This window comes from Williamsia sp. R60 (assembly GCF_054063855.1).
The window spans coordinates 242,017-258,278 of sequence record NZ_JBSSGR010000002.1 but is presented as its reverse complement, the minus strand read 5'-3'; the positions used below and the strand labels follow the sequence as shown (position 1 = coordinate 258,278).

Annotated in this window: 15 protein-coding genes; 7 read left to right on the top strand and 8 right to left on the bottom strand. The window is 66.0% G+C overall.

Features of this window, described 5'->3' with window-relative positions; all coding sequences use genetic code 11:
* Window positions 1-34 precede the first annotated feature (34 nt).
* From ACVWY6_RS08100 to ACVWY6_RS08080, 5 genes are read left to right on the top strand one after another with little or no spacing between them, the layout of a single operon-like run.
* Entirely contained in the window at window positions 35-1,603 is a 1,569-nt protein-coding gene (locus ACVWY6_RS08100) for an ABC transporter substrate-binding protein (protein WP_457538542.1), read from the top strand.
* Complete coding sequence (locus ACVWY6_RS08095) at window positions 1,600-2,595, top strand: ABC transporter permease (protein WP_457537276.1); 996 nt, start codon at window positions 1,600-1,602, stop codon at window positions 2,593-2,595. Before ACVWY6_RS08100 ends, ACVWY6_RS08095 begins: the two co-directional genes overlap by 4 nt.
* 2 nt (window positions 2,596-2,597) lie before the next feature.
* Window positions 2,598-3,419: an ABC transporter permease gene (locus tag ACVWY6_RS08090; protein WP_457538540.1), complete on the top strand. Its 822-nt coding sequence runs from the start codon at window positions 2,598-2,600 to the stop codon at window positions 3,417-3,419.
* Window positions 3,413-4,183 (top strand): ATP-binding cassette domain-containing protein, encoded by a 771-nt coding sequence (locus ACVWY6_RS08085; RefSeq protein ID WP_457537274.1) that lies wholly within the window; start codon window positions 3,413-3,415, stop codon window positions 4,181-4,183. Before ACVWY6_RS08090 ends, ACVWY6_RS08085 begins: the two co-directional genes overlap by 7 nt.
* Window positions 4,180-4,794, top strand: coding sequence for an ABC transporter ATP-binding protein (locus tag ACVWY6_RS08080; RefSeq protein WP_457537273.1), 615 nt, complete (start codon window positions 4,180-4,182; stop codon window positions 4,792-4,794). The genes ACVWY6_RS08085 and ACVWY6_RS08080 overlap by 4 nt, the downstream gene beginning before the upstream one ends.
* 5 nt (window positions 4,795-4,799) lie before the next feature.
* Here ACVWY6_RS08080 and ACVWY6_RS08075 read toward each other — a convergent pair whose 3' ends face one another.
* Window positions 4,800-5,417, bottom strand: a complete 618-nt coding sequence (locus ACVWY6_RS08075) for a dTDP-4-dehydrorhamnose 3,5-epimerase family protein (RefSeq protein ID WP_457537271.1) — start codon at window positions 5,415-5,417, stop codon at window positions 4,800-4,802.
* A 5-nt stretch (window positions 5,418-5,422) separates the two neighbouring features.
* Complete coding sequence (gene rfbA, locus ACVWY6_RS08070) at window positions 5,423-6,298, bottom strand: glucose-1-phosphate thymidylyltransferase RfbA (protein WP_457537269.1); 876 nt, start codon at window positions 6,296-6,298, stop codon at window positions 5,423-5,425.
* Window positions 6,299-6,381: 83 nt separating this feature from the next.
* Between rfbA and rfbB the strand changes: the two genes are divergently transcribed.
* Window positions 6,382-7,386, top strand: a complete 1,005-nt coding sequence (gene rfbB / locus ACVWY6_RS08065) for a dTDP-glucose 4,6-dehydratase (protein WP_023956369.1) — start codon at window positions 6,382-6,384, stop codon at window positions 7,384-7,386.
* 37 nt (window positions 7,387-7,423) lie between these two features.
* On the opposite strand, the gene ACVWY6_RS08060 is transcribed toward rfbB, so the two are convergent.
* Entirely contained in the window at window positions 7,424-8,356 is a 933-nt protein-coding gene (locus ACVWY6_RS08060) for an NAD-dependent epimerase/dehydratase family protein (protein ID WP_457537267.1), read from the bottom strand.
* Window positions 8,356-10,383, bottom strand: a complete 2,028-nt coding sequence (locus ACVWY6_RS08055; protein ID WP_457537266.1) for a DUF6541 family protein — start codon at window positions 10,381-10,383, stop codon at window positions 8,356-8,358. Before ACVWY6_RS08055 ends, ACVWY6_RS08060 begins: the two co-directional genes overlap by 1 nt.
* A gap of 117 nt (window positions 10,384-10,500) precedes the next feature.
* Between ACVWY6_RS08055 and ACVWY6_RS08050 the strand changes: the two genes are divergently transcribed.
* Complete coding sequence (locus ACVWY6_RS08050) at window positions 10,501-11,043, top strand: GNAT family N-acetyltransferase (protein WP_062795141.1); 543 nt, start codon at window positions 10,501-10,503, stop codon at window positions 11,041-11,043.
* Window positions 11,044-11,077: 34 nt separating this feature from the next.
* On the opposite strand, the gene cysC is transcribed toward ACVWY6_RS08050, so the two are convergent.
* The 4 genes from cysC to ACVWY6_RS08030 all read right to left on the bottom strand — a co-directional run bounded on the left by cysC (window position 11,078) and on the right by ACVWY6_RS08030 (window position 16,259).
* Complete coding sequence (gene cysC / locus ACVWY6_RS08045) at window positions 11,078-12,946, bottom strand: adenylyl-sulfate kinase (RefSeq protein WP_457537264.1); 1,869 nt, start codon at window positions 12,944-12,946, stop codon at window positions 11,078-11,080.
* Window positions 12,946-13,872 (bottom strand): sulfate adenylyltransferase subunit CysD, encoded by a 927-nt coding sequence (gene cysD / locus ACVWY6_RS08040; protein WP_030169110.1) that lies wholly within the window; start codon window positions 13,870-13,872, stop codon window positions 12,946-12,948. Before cysD ends, cysC begins: the two co-directional genes overlap by 1 nt.
* Window positions 13,869-14,672 (bottom strand): trehalose 2-sulfotransferase, encoded by an 804-nt coding sequence (stf0, locus tag ACVWY6_RS08035; RefSeq protein ID WP_457537262.1) that lies wholly within the window; start codon window positions 14,670-14,672, stop codon window positions 13,869-13,871. The genes cysD and stf0 overlap by 4 nt, the downstream gene beginning before the upstream one ends.
* A gap of 99 nt (window positions 14,673-14,771) precedes the next feature.
* Window positions 14,772-16,259 carry a cryptochrome/photolyase family protein gene (locus ACVWY6_RS08030; protein ID WP_457537260.1) on the bottom strand — a complete coding sequence of 496 codons (1,488 nt, stop codon included), beginning with the start codon at window positions 16,257-16,259 and terminating at the stop codon, window positions 14,772-14,774.
* Between the last annotated feature and the right edge of the window lie 3 nt (window positions 16,260-16,262).

Sequence of the window (16,262 nt, the reverse complement as noted above, 5' to 3'; positions counted from 1 at the left end):
GCGAGGGAGTCGATCGGTGCCACGCATTCGTCGAATGCCTCTGTTCCTGGCTCTCGTCTGCGTGGCATCGGTTGCGGCCGGATGTGCGTCGCCGAGCGAAGATCGCTCAGACCGCATCGTGCTGGCCGAGAGCCAGGAACTCGGTGGATACAACCCGGTTGCAGGCTACGGCGAACTCGGTGTGTCCCCGCTGTACGACGGCCTGCTGCGCCCAGCGTCCGACACCGACACCACGCTGCCCGATCTGGTTCCGGCACTGGCGGTCGCGGAGCCGGTACCCCTCGGCGAGCGGCAATGGCGAATGCAGCTGCGGCCAGGCGTCACGTTCTCCGACGGATCGTCGCTGGACTCCTCCGATGTCGTCGCGACGTACAAAGCGGTGGCCAACCCACTCGTCGCCTCCGAGATCGCGACCCACTTCCGCCCGATCACCGACATCCGCGCCGACGGTGCCGACGCCGTGGTTGTCACGATGGCCAATGACGCCGACCCGTCACCTCACCTGCTGCTGGGGATCGCGCCGTCGGAACGGACCGAGCAGGCACCCGTTGCCGACTGGGCGCTGAACACCGAACCCGTTGGTACCGGCCCCTACGAACTGACGAGCCTGCGTCCGGACCAAGCCGTCTTCACCGCCCGCGACGACTACTGGGGCCCTCGGCCACACGTGCGTTCGCTGGTGTTCACCCATACTCCCGACGACAACACCCGCGCCCAGCGCATCGTCGCCGGCGAGGTCGACGGCGCAAGCCTGCCGCCCGGGTTGCTCGGCGCGGTCGCCGGTCGCGAAGGAATCGCGACCATCGGGGTCGCATCGGCGGACTGGCGCGGAGTGTCGCTGCCGCGCAACAACTCTTTCACCGCCGACCCGGTTGCGCGGACGGCGATGAATGTCGGCGTCGATCGGCAGACCATGATCGACGACGTACTGGCAGGCCACGGTCGGCCTGCGAGCACACCTGTCGCCGAAGTGTACGGCGACGCCTACGATCCCAGAGCTCAGTTCCCCCACGATGTCGACAACGCCGCAGCCATGCTCGACCGCGCGGGCTGGCGGATGGGCACCGACGGCGTGCGGCAGAAAGACGGCAGCACAGCCCGTTTCGATCTCCTCTACAACGCACAGGACAGCCTGCGCCGTGATCTCTCGACAGCTTTCGCCGCGGCAATGGCACCGCTCGGCGTCGAGGTGCGGACACGAGGCACGAGCTGGGACGAGATCGACACCAGATTGGACACCGCGGCGGTACTCCTGGGCGGAGGCGAGACCCCCTACAGCATCGACTCTCAGGTGTACGACACGCTGCACACTCGGGTTCCGGACTCGTCCCCGTATGCGAACCCGGGCAACCTCACTCCCCCGGGTGTGGATCGATTGCTCGACGAGGCGCGGTCGGTCGGGCCGTCGCCCGACACCGACGCAAGATACCGAGACGTGCAGCAGCGGTACATCTCTGAACCGTCGTATGTGTTCCTGGCCTTCCTCGACCACACCTACGCCTACCGCGATCTCGGCTGGAACCAGACCGCACCGATCCTCGAGCCACATTCACACGGGGTCTCCTGGGGCCCCTGGTGGCATGTCGCCGGCTGGACCCGATGAACGCTGTCACCCGGTCGAGACTCGTACCCGCAGTTCGGCTTCTCGGCGTACGGGCGTTGGTTGCTCTGCCCGTGACACTGGCCGTGTCGGCGGCGATCTTCTTCGTCGCCTCGCTCTCACCCCTGGACCCGCTGACCGTCTACCTCGGTGATGGATATCAATCCGCCACCCTGTCCCAGCGGACCGCAGTGCGTGAGGCATACAACACCGACGGCTCCTGGTACACCGCCTGGTGGCGGTGGTTCACCGAGCTGTGTCAGGGCAACCTCGGATGGTCGTCCACCCAATCATTGCCGGTGTCAACCGTTCTCACCGAGCGGCTGCCGTTCACCGTCGGCTTGTCACTCGCCGCGATGGTTGCTGCCGCGCTGATAGGGATCCTGGTGGGTACTCTTGCCGGGATGCGCCGCGGCGGACCACTCGACCAGACGTGTTCAGCGTTGTCTGCGGCGCTGGCCGCCGTACCCCCCTTTGTTGTGTCGCTGGTATTGGTGTCGGTTGTCGCGGTGTCGTTGGGGTGGTTCCCCACGTCGGGGGCAGCCGCTCCCGGCGATCCGTACACCGCCCGGGGAATCCTCACCCACGGCTTCCTACCCTTTGTCGCGCTGACCATATCGCAGATCCCTTGGCTGTTGCTGACCACGCGGACGGCCGTGGTCGAGGCGTCGTCGTCGGACGCGGTGCGCGCGGCAAGGGCTCGGGGCCTGCACGGGTGGACACTGCTGCGCGGCCACATCCTGCCGACATCCGTGGCACCTACCCTGGCCTTACTGGGCACCCGGCTGCCCGAGGTGATCGCCGGAGCAGCCATCGTGGAAACCGTCTTCGGCTGGCCGGGACTGGCATCGGTGCTCGTGGACTCCGCGGTGGCGCTGGACTTTTCGCTGCTGGCGGCGTTGACGGTCGGCGCGGCGTTTGCCGTGTTGCTGGGTTCGGCAGCGGCAGATGCCGCGGCGACGGCCATCGATCCCCGGATCGGTGCGACGTCGTGACCATGGCCTCATACGCGACACCACTTCGCCGACAGTGGCCGTGGTTGTTGCTGATCCTCATCGCGACGTCGGCCGTGGTGATTCCCCTGCTCTCCAGTCCACCGGTCGCGGACTTCGGTGAGGCGTTGCGGGCGCCGGGCATCGGCCATCTGGGCGGTACCGACCATTCGGGGTACGACCTGCTCACCCGCACAGCCGAGGGCCTGCGCATCTCGCTGACGATGGCAGCGATGTGTGCGGTGCTGGCCACCGGGCTCGGCGTGCTGATCGGGGTGGGCTCGGTGGCGGCCGGCGGCTGGGTCGATGCCGTAGTGATGCGCGTGGTCGACGGGGTGAATGCCCTGCCGCATCTGGTGATCGGCATCGTGATCGCCGCGATGTGGCGCGGCGAACCACTGGCGATCATCGCCTCGATCGGCTTGACCCACTGGCCCGCGGTCGCGCGGGTGGTCCGGGCGGAATTACGGTCGGGGGCCGAAGCAGGGTGGGTACGGTCGGCTCGACTCGCTGGGGCGTCTCGCTGGTTCGTGGGACGACACCACCTCCTGCCCGCCGTCGGCGGGCAAGCACTTGTGGCGATGGTGATGCTGCTACCCCATGCGGTGTGGCACGAGTCCACGCTTTCCTTTCTCGGCGTGGGACTCTCGCCCGACCGCGCCAGCTTGGGCACGCTGCTCGGCCAGTCCCGCGGTGACGTGATGCTGGGCGCGTGGTGGACATTGGTGGTTCCCGCATCGGCACTTCTTGTCACCGCCCTGGCAGTCGCCGCCGGAGGTTCCGGATTGCGTCGACGACTCCAGCCACCAGGAGGTCAGGTGTGGTGACCGACTTGGCTGCCCGGCTGGATGGATTCGGCGTTCGCATCGCGACCCGTGAGCGGGAGACTGCGACGGTCACCGGCCTCGACGGCGTCGACCTGGACGTCGTCGCGGGCGCGGTGACGGCCTTGGTCGGTGAGTCCGGATGCGGCAAATCGCTGGTGGCGCTTGCACTGTGCGGGCTGCTGCCACCGGGGTCCGCAACTCGGGGACGGCTGCACGTGGCGGGCCACGAGGTGACCGACGCGGACCAGAAGACGTGGCGGGGACTCCGAGGACATGCCGTCGGCCTGGTCCCGCAGTCTCCGGCGACGTCGTTCACCCCTGTCCGCACCATCGGATCGCAGATTGCCGAAGTGGTACAGGCACTCGACAGTGACCGCAGTGCAATCGAATTGGCGGCGCTGACAGGGCTCCCCGACGACGCCCTCGAACTGTTCCCACATCAATTGTCGGGCGGGATGGTGCAGCGCGCCGCGATCGCAGCTGCGCTCGCCGGCCGACCGGCCGTGCTGCTCGCCGACGAGCCGACATCCGCACTCGACACCGAGCTCGCCGAGATGGTGTGGACATTGCTGCGCAGCATCGCCGATGACGGTGCCGCCGTCCTGGTCATCACCCACGACATCGCATCGCTGATCGCGTCGGGCGTCTGCGACTCCCTCGCCGTGATGCGGCGAGGACGGATCGTCGCGCAGGACTCCCCACACGGTGTCCGGCAAGCAGCCGATGAACACACGCAGAAGCTGTTCACGGGGGTATCCCGATGATCACCGCCCGTGCCATCGGAGTGCGGTTCGGAGGCGCCACGGTGTTGAGCGACATCAACTTCGACGTCGCGCCCGGCCGTGTCAGCGGGATCCTCGGTCGCTCGGGCAGCGGGAAGACCACACTGCTGCAGGTTCTCGCCGGGATCCGCCCACCCGATGCAGGCGTGGTGCGGTTCGCCGGGAAAGCCCGTGCGCCTCGCGGATCGGTCGCGATGATCGATCAGCACCCGCGATTGGTCTGCAATCCCCGGTGGACGTTGTTGCAGATCATTCGCGAACCCGCCGACATCATGCGGCGTCCGGTCGACCCCGTCAGCCACGCCGAACGCACCGGGCTGGACCCGGAGCTGTTGGGCCGCTTCCCATCACAGGTCAGCGATGGCCAGCTTCAACGCGCCTGTCTTGCCAGGGTGCTTGTCCAAGAGCCGACGTACCTGCTCTGCGACGAGCCCACCGCCATGCTCGACCCCATCGCCGCCGCCGACGTGGCGTCGCTGTTGAGATCCATTGCCGCAGACGGGGTGGGCATGGCTTTGGTCAGTCACGACCGCACTCTGGTGGAGCAGATGTGCTCGACGATCACCACACTGCCCGGTCCCGGCGTCTCCTGAATCACTCAGGTGGTGAGACCACGGATGTAGCCGATGACGTCGGTGTACTGCGGAAGCAGGCCACTCGCCTCGGCTTCGGCGAGCGTCGGCGCGGCAGTGTCCTTGTCCGACAGGGTGAAAGTGAGAGCCGAGCCGTCGCGGGCCGTGGTGGGGAACTCGATGCCGACGGCCGGGTCCAACGGGTTGATGCCGTGTTCACCGGCGGGGTTGTATCCGGTCGAGCACAGATAGGTGACGACGGAGTTGTCCTCGAGCGCCACAAACGCGTGTCCGAGCCCTTCGCCGATGTAGAGCGCCCTGCGGTCGACGTCGTCCAGCAGTGCGCCGTCCCAGGCACCGAATGTCGGTGAGCCGACGCGGATGTCCACCACCACGTCGAAGATCGCACCTTTGGGGCAGCTGACGTACTTCGCCTGTCCCGGTGGCACATCGGCGAAATGCACGCCCCGCAGCACGCCGGCGGCCGACACAGAGAGATTGGCCTGCTGGAGGTCGAAGGGATGCCCGATCACCTCCGCCAGCAGGTCACCGCGGAATGCCTCCATGAAAAGGCCACGCGGGTCGCCGAACTTCTTCGGGGTGATCTCCCAGGCGCCATCGATGGACAGGGGTTCGATCAGCATGTTCTCTACAGTTCCTTGCCGCGTTCGAGGAGGTCGATCAGGTACGTCCCGTATCCCGACTTGAGCAAGGTCTGGGCGCGAGCCCGCAACTGCTCGTCGTCGATGAAGCCGCGCCGCCAGGCAACCTCTTCGGGCACAGCGATTTTCAGGCCTTGGCGTTCTTCGACGGTGCGGACGAAGTTGCCGGCGTCCAGCAGTGAGTCGAAGGTTCCGGTGTCGAGCCACGCGGTACCCCGGGGCAGCACCTCGACGTGCAGCAGGCCCTTGTCGAGGTATGCCCGGTTGACGTCGGTGATCTCGTACTCGCCACGGGCACTCGGCTGCAGCCCCGATGCGATCTCCACGACGTTGTTGTCATAGAAGTACAGGCCCGGGATCGCGAAGTTGGACCGAGGGTGCTCCGGCTTCTCCTGGAGGTCGATGGCCTTGCCGTCGCTGTTGAAATCCACCACTCCGTAGGCCTCGGGATTGCGGACCCAGTAGGCGAACACCGCGCCGCCCTCGATGTTGTGGAACCGGTTGAGCTGCGAGCCCAGCCCGGGTCCGTAGAAGATGTTGTCGCCGAGGACCAGCGCCACCGACTCCGACCCGATGTGATCAGCACCCAGAACAAACGCCTGTGCCAATCCGTCCGGACTCTCCTGCACCTTGTACGTCAAAGAGATTCCGAATTGACTGCCGTCCCCCAGGAGGTTCTGAAAGGCAGACGAGTCGTGCGGCGTGGTGATCACCAGGATCTCGCGGATACCCGCCAGCATCAATGTGGTCAGCGGGTAGTAGATCATCGGCTTGTCATAAACGGGGACGAGTTGTTTGCTGACACCTTGCGTGATGGGATGCAGCCGACTTCCGGTGCCCCCCGCCAGGATGATTCCGCGCATATGTGACACCTTAGGCCCCAGGCGCTAGGCCTACCCGATGAGCTGCCGATCGGTAGGGTTGCAGCAGCGAATGGAGGATTGACATGCGGGTACTGATCACCGGTGGCGCCGGTTTCATCGGCGCCAACTTCGTGCACCGGACCCTTGCGACCAGGCCGGATGCCCGGGTACGGGTGCTGGACGCGATGACGTACGCAGCGAACAGGCAATCGCTGGCATCGGTGTCCGATCAGATCGAATTGATCGAAGGAGACGTCGCCGACTCCGCTTTGGTGAACCAATTGGTCGGCGAAAGTGATCTTGTCGTCCATTTCGCCGCCGAATCGCACAATGACAATTCTTTGGCCGACCCATCGAGTTTTGTTCACACCAATCTCGTCGGCACGTTCTCGATTCTCGAGGCGGTGCGTGCGCATGACGTGCGTTACCACCACATCAGCACCGACGAGGTGTACGGCGATCTCGAACTCGACGACCCCGCACGCTTCACCGAGCAGACCCCCTACAACCCGTCGAGCCCGTACTCGTCGACCAAGGCAGGCAGCGACCTTCTGGTCCGGGCCTGGGTGCGCTCGTTCGGAGTGCAGGCCACCATCTCCAACTGTTCCAACAACTATGGCCCGTACCAGCACATCGAGAAGTTCATCCCTCGCCAGATCACCAACGTGCTCAGCGGGATTCGCCCCAAGCTCTACGGGCAGGGCACCAACGTGCGGGACTGGATCCACGTCAACGACCACAACGACGCGGTGTGGACCATCATCGACAAGGGGCAGATCGGCGAGACCTACCTCATCGGCGCCGACGGTGAAGCCGACAACCGCACCGTCATCGAGACGATCCTCGAACTGCTCGACCAGCCCAAGGACGCATTCGACTTCGTGACCGACCGGCCCGGCCACGACATGCGTTACGCCATCGACTCCACCCGTCTGCGCACCGAACTGGGCTGGCAGCCCAGGTTCACCGACTTCCGGTCCGGGCTCGCCGACACGGTGGCGTGGTACCGCGACAACACCGACTGGTGGCAGCCCCTCAAAGAGGCCACCGAGAGCAAGTACGCGACCACCGAGCGCGTGGTGGGTTGACCTCACCCACCGGTGGCCCAGGGGCCCGGCCGGGGAGCTAGACGGCGCGGAAGTACTCGACGGTGCGCCGAACTCCTTCGGCCAGCGACACCTGCGGGTACCAGCCGAGTACGGTGCCCGCGAGTGAACCGTCGATGGATGAGTCCCGGACGTCACCGAGCCGGGCCGGTTCGTACACCGGTTCGTCGGGAGCGTGTGCGGCCTCGGCGACCAGGGTGTGCAGCGCCCGATCTGATGTGGCCGCCCCGGTGCCGACGTTGAAGCGCTGACCGCCACCGAGTTCGCCGCCGGCCAGCACAAAGGCCTGCACGACGTCGTCGACATAGACGTAGTCGCGGGTGTTGCCACCGTCACCGAACAGCTTGGTGGTGCTGCCCGACAACAGGTTCCGCGCAAAGATGGCGACCACGCCGGCTTCGCCGTGTGGATCCTGCCGCGGCCCGTACACATTCGCGGGGGCGATGTGGGTGCAGTCCAATCCGTACAGCGAGCGGTACATGTTCAGGTACACCTCACCGCTGACTTTGGCGGCCGCGTAGGGGCTCATCGGCGCAACCGGTGCTGATTCCGCCACCGGTAGGTGCTCGGGCGACCCGTAGATGGATCCTCCGGAGGAGGTGAACACGATCTTGCGCACTCCCGCCCGCCGGGCGGCCTCGGCGAGCCGTACGGTCCCGACAACATTGACCTGGGCATCGGCGACCGGATCGATCACCGAGGCGCGCACGTCGATCTGGGCAGCGAGATGGAAGATCACCTCGGGTTGTGCTTGCGCCACAACCGTTTCCAGGTCCGTAACGGTGAGATCGCCCTCGACTATCCGACATCCGCGTTCGACGGCGCCGTTCAGGTTGGACCGGCTACCCCGCGAGAAGTCGTCCAGAGCGACAACCTCGTGGCCGTCGGCCAACAACCGATCCACGAGTGTCGAACCGATGAACCCGGCGCCGCCGGTGACCAAGGTGCGCATCACTTCTCGCCTTTCCGTATTGCGTCCGCGACCTCATATATCGTCACGTTGCCCTGCCGATAGACCTCTCGCAGACCGGGCGCACCGTTCTCTCGCAGCGGAAGGAAGGGGTCACCGAACCGGCCCTCCGCGAGATTGGGTGCGCCGTTCTGGAACCACCAATAGCTCGGTGGCGCGTCGATCACGTACCTGATGTTCAGATCCCGGACTATCTGGTCGATACGCGGATCTGCGCCGATCCGGGCAACGTTCCAGTAAAGATCAGACTGGCGCCGGCTGAAGTCATTTGCTCGGTAGAACGGGAACAGCGGGGTCAGATCCGCCACCGGGTACATCCATCCACTGCCCTGGTCGAGGTTGTTGAGGATGACGGTGCTGCGCGCGTCCGGCTGCTGCGCCAGCCACCGGTACGCCTCGACGTCCTCGACACCCACATACGCGCCGCTTCGGTACTGGACGGCGATCTTCCCGTTGTCGGCGTACCGTACGGCGCCCGCGCCGGCGACGATGAGCAAACCCACCAGTGTCAGCGCAGGCAGCGCGAGCCGGTTTCGCTGCCAAACCGTCTTCTGGGCCAGCAGCCGCGCGATACCGAGAACGAGCACCCCGAGCCCGATCCCCGCGGCGACCGCGGTGAACATCGAGACCACGAAGGTCAGCCGGTGTGGCGAGTTGTAAAAGTATCCGCCCAAGGCGCCGAACAACTTCGACGGCAACCCGCCGAGGTCGTAGACCGCGTTGGCCGTGGTGACGATGAACGCCAGCCAGGCGGCGACCACAGCCCAGTTGCGCGACCACACGAGCCAGCCGAGCCCGATCGCCGCCGGGATCAGCAGGTACAGCAACGGGTACTGATGACCGAGCAGATCGGTCCCGTTGAACGCGGCGCGCACAAATGCCTTTGCTACGGAGGCATTTTCATCGCGAAAGTCGAAGCCGGAGAGCTCGTTGTTCTCCGAGATCTTCAGGGTGCCGATGATCACCGGGCTGATCAGCACCAGTGCGCCCGCACCGATCGCTGCGAGCGTCGCGGCATCACCACCCCGACCACGTACCGGCTTCCACAATGCCTGCAGCAGCCACCAGGATCCGACGATCACCGCCATCACCACCAGCCCCGACGGGTGGGTGGCTGCGGTACCGGCGATCGCGAGCACAGCCGCGAGCACGCGGCGACGATCGCCGACCGCACTGATCACGAGCACCGCGGTGATCGGCGCCAAGGAGACGCCGACCGCATTGGGGACTGCCGTGAAGGCGAGTTCCACGTAGGGCAACGACGGGAATACGGCCGTGACCGCGGCGGCAAGAGCTGCAAAGACTGCGCTCCGGTCCGGATCGAATCGCTTGCGGCCCAGCCAATAAGCGAGCGACCCGATACTGATCGGCAAGGTGAACGCCAGCGACGCCGGGGAGTAGATGTTGTACAACTCCACGGTGTTGGCACCGGTCAACGGGTAGAGCAGAGCGCCCAGGTCGTGCCACGTGTTCGGGTAGTAGTTGAATCCGTGCGTGTCGTAGTTCATCAGCTCGCCCATGTGGAGCGACGACCCGTCGCCGGTCTCATGGATCCACTGCAGAGCATCGGCATGCCACAAGGCGTCCCACACCTGCGAGATGTTGTTCAGCCCGAAGAATGTGGTGCCGATCAGTCGCCGGATCGACGTCAGGACGATGATCAGCGCGCCCAGCAGCACACCGGCGGCAACGGTCAACAGGGCCGGGCGACTGATCGGGCGTACCTCGGCGGCGGCCGCCGGCGCCAGGGCCCCGAATCGGCGGGTTCCGAGGTCCCAACCCCACGCCACCAGCCAGGACACTCCCACCATCACGGCAGCCGTCCCCACGTTCCACGGGATGGACAGCGCCCCGTAGAGCACGGTGAAGATACCGATCATGCCGAATGTGAGCGGCGCACCAGCGGCGACCGCCACCGGCCACGGCAATGACATCCGCCGTCCGACCAGGGCCCCGGGCACGATCAGGATCACCGCGGTGACGACCGTAATCCACGCGGCCAAAAGCATGCATTCCCTTTTCGTTGGCTGGGGCGGCCGGCAAGACGGCCGGGGACGTTGCTTCTGCACCTTAGTGGAGGTCCGTGAGGCGCCGCGCCCCCGCCACTCACCACTACCGTGGAACACATGGACTGGCCTCGGCACATCCCCACGCTGACCGATCGGGTGATAACCCTCCGACCCTTCGTGCACGATGACATCGGCGCCGTACTCGCGGCCAGCCAAGACCATGCGACGGCCGAGTTCACCGTGGTTCCGAGTCCGTACACCGAGGCCGACGCCCGCGACTTCGTCGAGGATCGGTCGGTCAAGGTGTGGCCGGGATTCGACGTCGCGATCGTCGATCGTGACGACGCGTTCCTCGGTGTGTGCGGTTTGCGGGCGAAGGACGACGACGCGGTGACCGAGATCGGGTACGCGGTGGCTCCCTGGGCACGCGGCGCCGGTGTGGCCACCAGGGCGACCCGGCTGCTCATCGAGTTCTCCTGGCAGATCGGCGCAGTCCGGGTGGAACTGGACGCCTACACGGAGAACAAGGCGTCACGCGCCGTCGCCCGCAAGTGTGGGTTCACCCAGGAGGGTGTTCTCCGATCGGCAGCACCGGGCAAGAACGGTCGCAGGCACGACCTCGTCGTCTTCGGTCTCCTGAAGACCGACGAGGTGCCCTGAACCCCAAAACCCAGAGCTCACCCGCAGGCGGGGATCAGACGCTTGCGTGCTCGCGATCGGCGAGGATCTCCAGGATCTGCCTCACCAGTTCGTCGGCATCGGCGCCCGTCGTATCGATCACCAGGTCCGGGTTCTCCGGCGCCTCGTACGGCGTGTCGATGCCGGTGAGCCCCTTGAGTTCGCCCGCCCGTGCCTTCGCGTAGAGCCCCTTCGGATCGCGACGTTCACACTCGGCCAGCGGCGTCGCCACATGGACTTCGATGAACGGGAGGTCGGCGGCGGCCGTCAGTGCCCGGGGGATCTCCCGGTCACTGCGCAGCGGCGACACCAGCGATGCGATCGCGACCACCCCGGCATCGGCGAAGAGCCTGGTCAGATGCCCGACACGGCGGATGTTCTCGGCCCTGTCCCCGGCCGAGAACCCGAGGTCGTCCGACAGCCCGTGGCGCACGTTGTCGCCGTCGAGCAGATAGGCCACCCGACCCGACTCGACCAGTGCACGCTCGAGTGCAACCGCGACGGTCGACTTGCCCGACGCCGGCAAGCCGGTCAGCCAGATGACCGCTCCCCGCTGACCGACCGCACTCCACCGATGGGTGCGCTCGAGGGAGGACGGATGCCACTTGATGTCGTTGCGTGTCCGGGCGCCCGGCTTGACCTCCCGGGGCTCGGTGATGGTGCCGGCGCCCACCGTGTCGTTGGAGTTCTCGTCGATGAGGATGAATGCACCGACATCGCGGTTGTCCGCGTACGGATCGGCCACCACGATGGAACTGGTGCGCAACGTCACCGTGCCGACGTCGTTCAGCGCGAGTTCCACGGGTTGCGGATCCTCGCCCAGCGTCTCGGGATCCAGTCGACTGTGCAGCTCCTGAACCGTGGCGCGCACCGTGCGCGTCGCCTGCTTCAGCGCGATCCGGTCCCCCGCACGAAGCGGCGTCTCCGAGAACCAGCAGACCGTGACGTCGAGCTCACGGGCGGCGACCGGTAGATGCGCATCCGGTGACCCACTGACGATCATGTCGCCGCGGCCGACATCGATCTCGTCGGCCAGTTCCACCGACACCGACAGCGGCGCGACGGCCACGCTGCGGTTGTCGTCGAGGGTGTCGAGTGCGGTGACACGGCTTTTCGAACCCGACGGCAGCACCACGATCGGATCACCGACCTGCAGGGTGCCAGCAGACAACCGGCCCGTGTATCGACGACGCTCCCCGGCGGCCGGCCGTGACACCCACTGCACCGCAAGACGCACCTCGGTCGGTTCGGCGGCGGGCGCCTTCAACTCGACGGCCTCGAGGAACTCCAGCAACGTCGGACCGGTGTACCAGGGTGTGTTGGTCGAACGGGTCACGACGTTGTCGCCGAGCTTGGCGGCCAGAGGAACAACGGTGAGGTTCTGGACACCCAAACGTTGTGCGAGCACGTGCAATTCGGCTTCTACCTCAGCGAAACGCTCCTCGCTGTAGTCGACCAGGTCGATCTTGTTGACCGCCGCGACCAGGTGGGGCACCCGGAGCAACGTGGCGATGCGGGCGTGGCGACGGGTCTGACGAACCACGCCCGCACGGGCGTCCACCAGCAGCACCGCCACGTGTGCGTTGGACGCACCGGTGAACATGTTTCGCGTGTACGCCTCGTGACCGGGGGTATCGGCGAGGATGAAATTGCGTGTGGCCGTGGAGAAGAAGCGGTAGGCCACGTCGATGGTGATGCCCTGCTCGCGTTCGGCCCGCAGACCGTCAGACAGGGCGGCGAGGTCGGCAACACCTTCGGTATCGGTGACCGATTCGAGGTGATCGAGCGGCAGACTGTCGGTGTCGTGGAGCAACCGGCCGATCAATGTGCTCTTACCGTCGTCCACCGAACCAGCGGTGGCGAGCCGGAGCAGTTGGCGAGTCATCAGAAGTACCCCTCCCGTTTGCGGTCTTCCATGGCCGCGGCGGACGTGCGGTCGTCTGCGCGGGTCTCGCCGCGCTCGGACACGGTGGATGCGGAGATCTCGGTGACCACGTCGGCGATCGTGGTGGCCCGTGACCGGACCGCTCCGGTGATGGTCAGATCGCCGACCGTGCGATAGCGCACCCATTCGACGGAGGCCGACTCCCCTTCGGCCGGACTGGTGAATTCTGAAGTGGCGAGCAGGATTCCGTCACGCTCGAACACCTCGCGCTCATGGGCGAAGTAGATCGGCGGCAACTCGAGGCCTTCCAGCTCGATGTACCGCCAGATGTCGAGTTCGGTCCAGTTGCTCAGCGGGAAGACGCGGACCTGTTCGCCCCTACGGATGCGCCCGTTGTAGAGCGACCATGGTTCGGGTCGCTGTGCCCGCGGGTCCCATTGACCGAACTCGTCGCGGAAGCTGAGCACACGCTCCTTCGCCCGAGCGCGTTCTTCGTCGCGCCGAGCGCCACCGAACGCCGCATCGAACTTGCCGGCCTCCAGTGCGTCGAGCAGAGTCCTCGTCTGCAGGCGATTGCGCGAGCCGGCCGGTCCGCCGACCTCCTGCACCCGCCCGGAGTCGATCGACTCCTGCACCGAACCGACGATCAGCTTGTGCCCGCCCTCGGCGAGACGCCGGTCGCGGAAGTCGATGACCTCGGGAAAATTGTGCCCGGTGTCGACGTGCAGCACCGGAAACGGCAGTGGCGAGGGCCGAAAGGCCTTCTCTGCCAACCGGAGCAGCACGATCGAGTCCTTACCCGCCGAGAAGAGCAAGACCGGTCGCTCGAGTTCGGCCACCACCTCACGGATGATGTGCACCGCCTCGGCCTCGAGAACTCGCAGCTCATCGACGTGGGTCACGTCGGCGGTGATCTGCGTTGTCATACTGGCAACCCCCTTTGTCGGGCCTCGGCGCGGTATCGCTCTACCCATTCACCGGACCGGTTGTTCGCTTGACGTTCCAGCACCGGCGGCGGCGCTGCGGCAGGGTCGAGATCGAGGGCGGCGAGGATCCGCGCCGTGACACCGGTGGAGTCCCTTGCCAGCTCGCTGTAGTCGACCTCGAACGGCGTGATCGACTCCTGCTCGAACCAGTTGCGCCAGCCGCGCTCCTGGTCGCGGAGAATCGTGACCAGGTGCGCGATGCCGTCCGGGTTGTACTGCGCCGCCGCATCGACTTCCGGTTCTGCGTGTCCCCGCCAGACCTGCGTCTGCACCGCACGCCAGAACGACACCGCCTGCGACACGACGTCCGGCCGGTTCACCTTGATGTACAGCGGTTCCTCGCCGATGACGTCGGCGATGGCGGAGCGAAGGTCGCCACCGGAACGGCCGGTGAGACCCTCGGCCCGGTCGACCACCAGCGGAACCTGATTCCACATCAGCTTGCCGCCCCAGACGCCGTTGGGGGTGCGCGCCTCCCGCGCGATGCGCTCACGCCATTGATCGCTGGTCTCGGTGCTCGGCGTTCCCGTCCGCAGCGGGGCCAGCAACGCGAGCACAGCGGGATCGGTGACGTCGGCGAACCATTGGCGCGGTTGCGGCGGCAGTGAGGTCGAGGGCAGGTACTGGAAGAACTCCTCGGGTTCACCGGCAATCTTGCTGGCGCGCAACGATTCGACGAGAAGGGTGCTACCGCTGCGTTGCGATGCGCATACGAGGTAGGAACTCGGAGCCGAAGCCATGGATTCGAATATAGGGTTCACACCGTCTGGGTTCCCCAGCCGCGACGGCTGATATTCACCACGATTCCAACCGTTGACAGCTTTCGGTGATTATGTCGGTCAGAATCGGTCCCGGTGGCGCTCCTGTTCGAGGACGGCGTCGAGATCGGCCAGTCGTTCCATCGACGCCACGGCCCGCCGCGTTCGCATGTTCTTGGCGAGCCGATCACGGTGGCGATGGGTGAAGGCCCAGTAGCCGGCAGTGAACGGGCATGCGTCCGCGCCTATCCGCTTGCGCGGATCGAACTCGCAGTCCTTGCAGAAGTCGGACATCTTGTTGATGTAGGCGCCGCCCGAGCTGTACGGCTTGGTCGCCATCTTGCCGCCGTCGGCGTGCTGACTCATGCCCACCACGTTGACCGGCATCACCCATTCATAGCCGTCCACGAAGTTGGCCGTGTACCAGCGGGTGAGCTCGTCCGGGTCGTAACCCTGTTGCAGCGCATGGTTTCCCAGCACCATCAACCGCGGGATGTGGTGGACCCATCCGCGGTCGTGGACGCCACCCAAAGCGTCGGAGAGGCACTTGGCCGTCACCGCGCCGGCATCAAGATCGCGGAACCAGTCGGGCAGCGGCCGATGCGCGTTCAATTCGTTGTTTCCAGTGCGATAGTCGCGACCGAAATGCCAGTACAGATGCCAGACGAACTCACGCCACCCCAGGATCTGCCGGATGAACCCCTCGGCGGACGCCAACGGGACCGACCCTTCACGGGCGGCGTCTTCGGCGGCATGAACCGCGTCCAGCGGGTGTAGCAGCGACAGATTCAGCGGCACCGACAACAGCGAGTGGGACATAGACCAGTCCCCACCCATCATCGCGTCCTCGTAGGGTCCGAAATCTGCCAGCCGATGATCGATGAACGTCTCGAGGGCAGACTGCGCCTCGGCAGCCGTCACCGCGAAGAGCCGCGGCCCGTCGACACCCGACCACGGTGCGTCGAGTGCGTCGAGGTCGGCGCGCACCTGCTCGTCGATCCCGTCCTCCTCGGGCCACCAGGGGTCGGGCACCCCCAGGGTCGGCGTCTTGGGCGGCGACTTCCGGTTGTCGTGGTCGTAGTTCCACGCGCCACCCATGGGTTGATCGCCGTCCATCAGGATGTCGAAACGCGTGCGCTGATCGCGGTAGAACATCTCGAGGCGAAAGCGTGAACTGTTCCCCGCCCACCGTTCGAAGTCACTTCTGGGCAGAGCGAACGACGGGTTGGGCAGCACCTCTTCGACGAGGCCCTCCGCCTGGAGGCGATGCACGAAGTCGTGAGCGGCCCACGAGGTCGGCTCATGCACCACCACCGGTCGGCCGAACTCGACAAGTGCATCGCGGTAACCGGGCGCCTTCAGATAGTGCGCGCGATCGCCGAGGTCGTCGGCCAGGTGCCGCATCCCCGACAGCAACAGATGCGCCTTCTGCCGATGGCCTGCCCGTCTCCGCAAGGCCGCAGTGGACTCGATGAGGACCACCTCACGACCGAGATGGCCCTCGGCGGAGTGAATATGGGGACCGAGTTGGTCGGCAAACAACCACAGCGGCGCCGAAGAATCGCTCACCTC

Coding starts and splice junctions, on each gene's coding strand:
- rfbB (WP_023956369.1), top strand. CDS start 6,382: ATGCGGGTACTGATCACCGGTGGCGCCGGTTTCATCGGCGCCAACTTC.
- ACVWY6_RS08075 (WP_457537271.1), bottom strand. CDS start 5,417: ATGCTGATCGAACCCCTGTCCATCGATGGCGCCTGGGAGATCACCCCG.
- cysD (WP_030169110.1), bottom strand. CDS start 13,872: ATGACAACGCAGATCACCGCCGACGTGACCCACGTCGATGAGCTGCGA.
- rfbA (WP_457537269.1), bottom strand. CDS start 6,298: ATGCGCGGAATCATCCTGGCGGGGGGCACCGGAAGTCGGCTGCATCCC.
- ACVWY6_RS08050 (WP_062795141.1), top strand. CDS start 10,501: ATGGACTGGCCTCGGCACATCCCCACGCTGACCGATCGGGTGATAACC.
- ACVWY6_RS08055 (WP_457537266.1), bottom strand. CDS start 10,383: ATGCTTTTGGCCGCGTGGATTACGGTCGTCACCGCGGTGATCCTGATC.
- ACVWY6_RS08095 (WP_457537276.1), top strand. CDS start 1,600: ATGAACGCTGTCACCCGGTCGAGACTCGTACCCGCAGTTCGGCTTCTC.
- ACVWY6_RS08060 (WP_457537267.1), bottom strand. CDS start 8,356: ATGCGCACCTTGGTCACCGGCGGCGCCGGGTTCATCGGTTCGACACTC.
- cysC (WP_457537264.1), bottom strand. CDS start 12,946: ATGACTCGCCAACTGCTCCGGCTCGCCACCGCTGGTTCGGTGGACGAC.
- ACVWY6_RS08100 (WP_457538542.1), top strand. CDS start 35: ATGCCTCTGTTCCTGGCTCTCGTCTGCGTGGCATCGGTTGCGGCCGGA.
- stf0 (WP_457537262.1), bottom strand. CDS start 14,672: ATGGCTTCGGCTCCGAGTTCCTACCTCGTATGCGCATCGCAACGCAGC.
- ACVWY6_RS08080 (WP_457537273.1), top strand. CDS start 4,180: ATGATCACCGCCCGTGCCATCGGAGTGCGGTTCGGAGGCGCCACGGTG.
- ACVWY6_RS08090 (WP_457538540.1), top strand. CDS start 2,598: ATGGCCTCATACGCGACACCACTTCGCCGACAGTGGCCGTGGTTGTTG.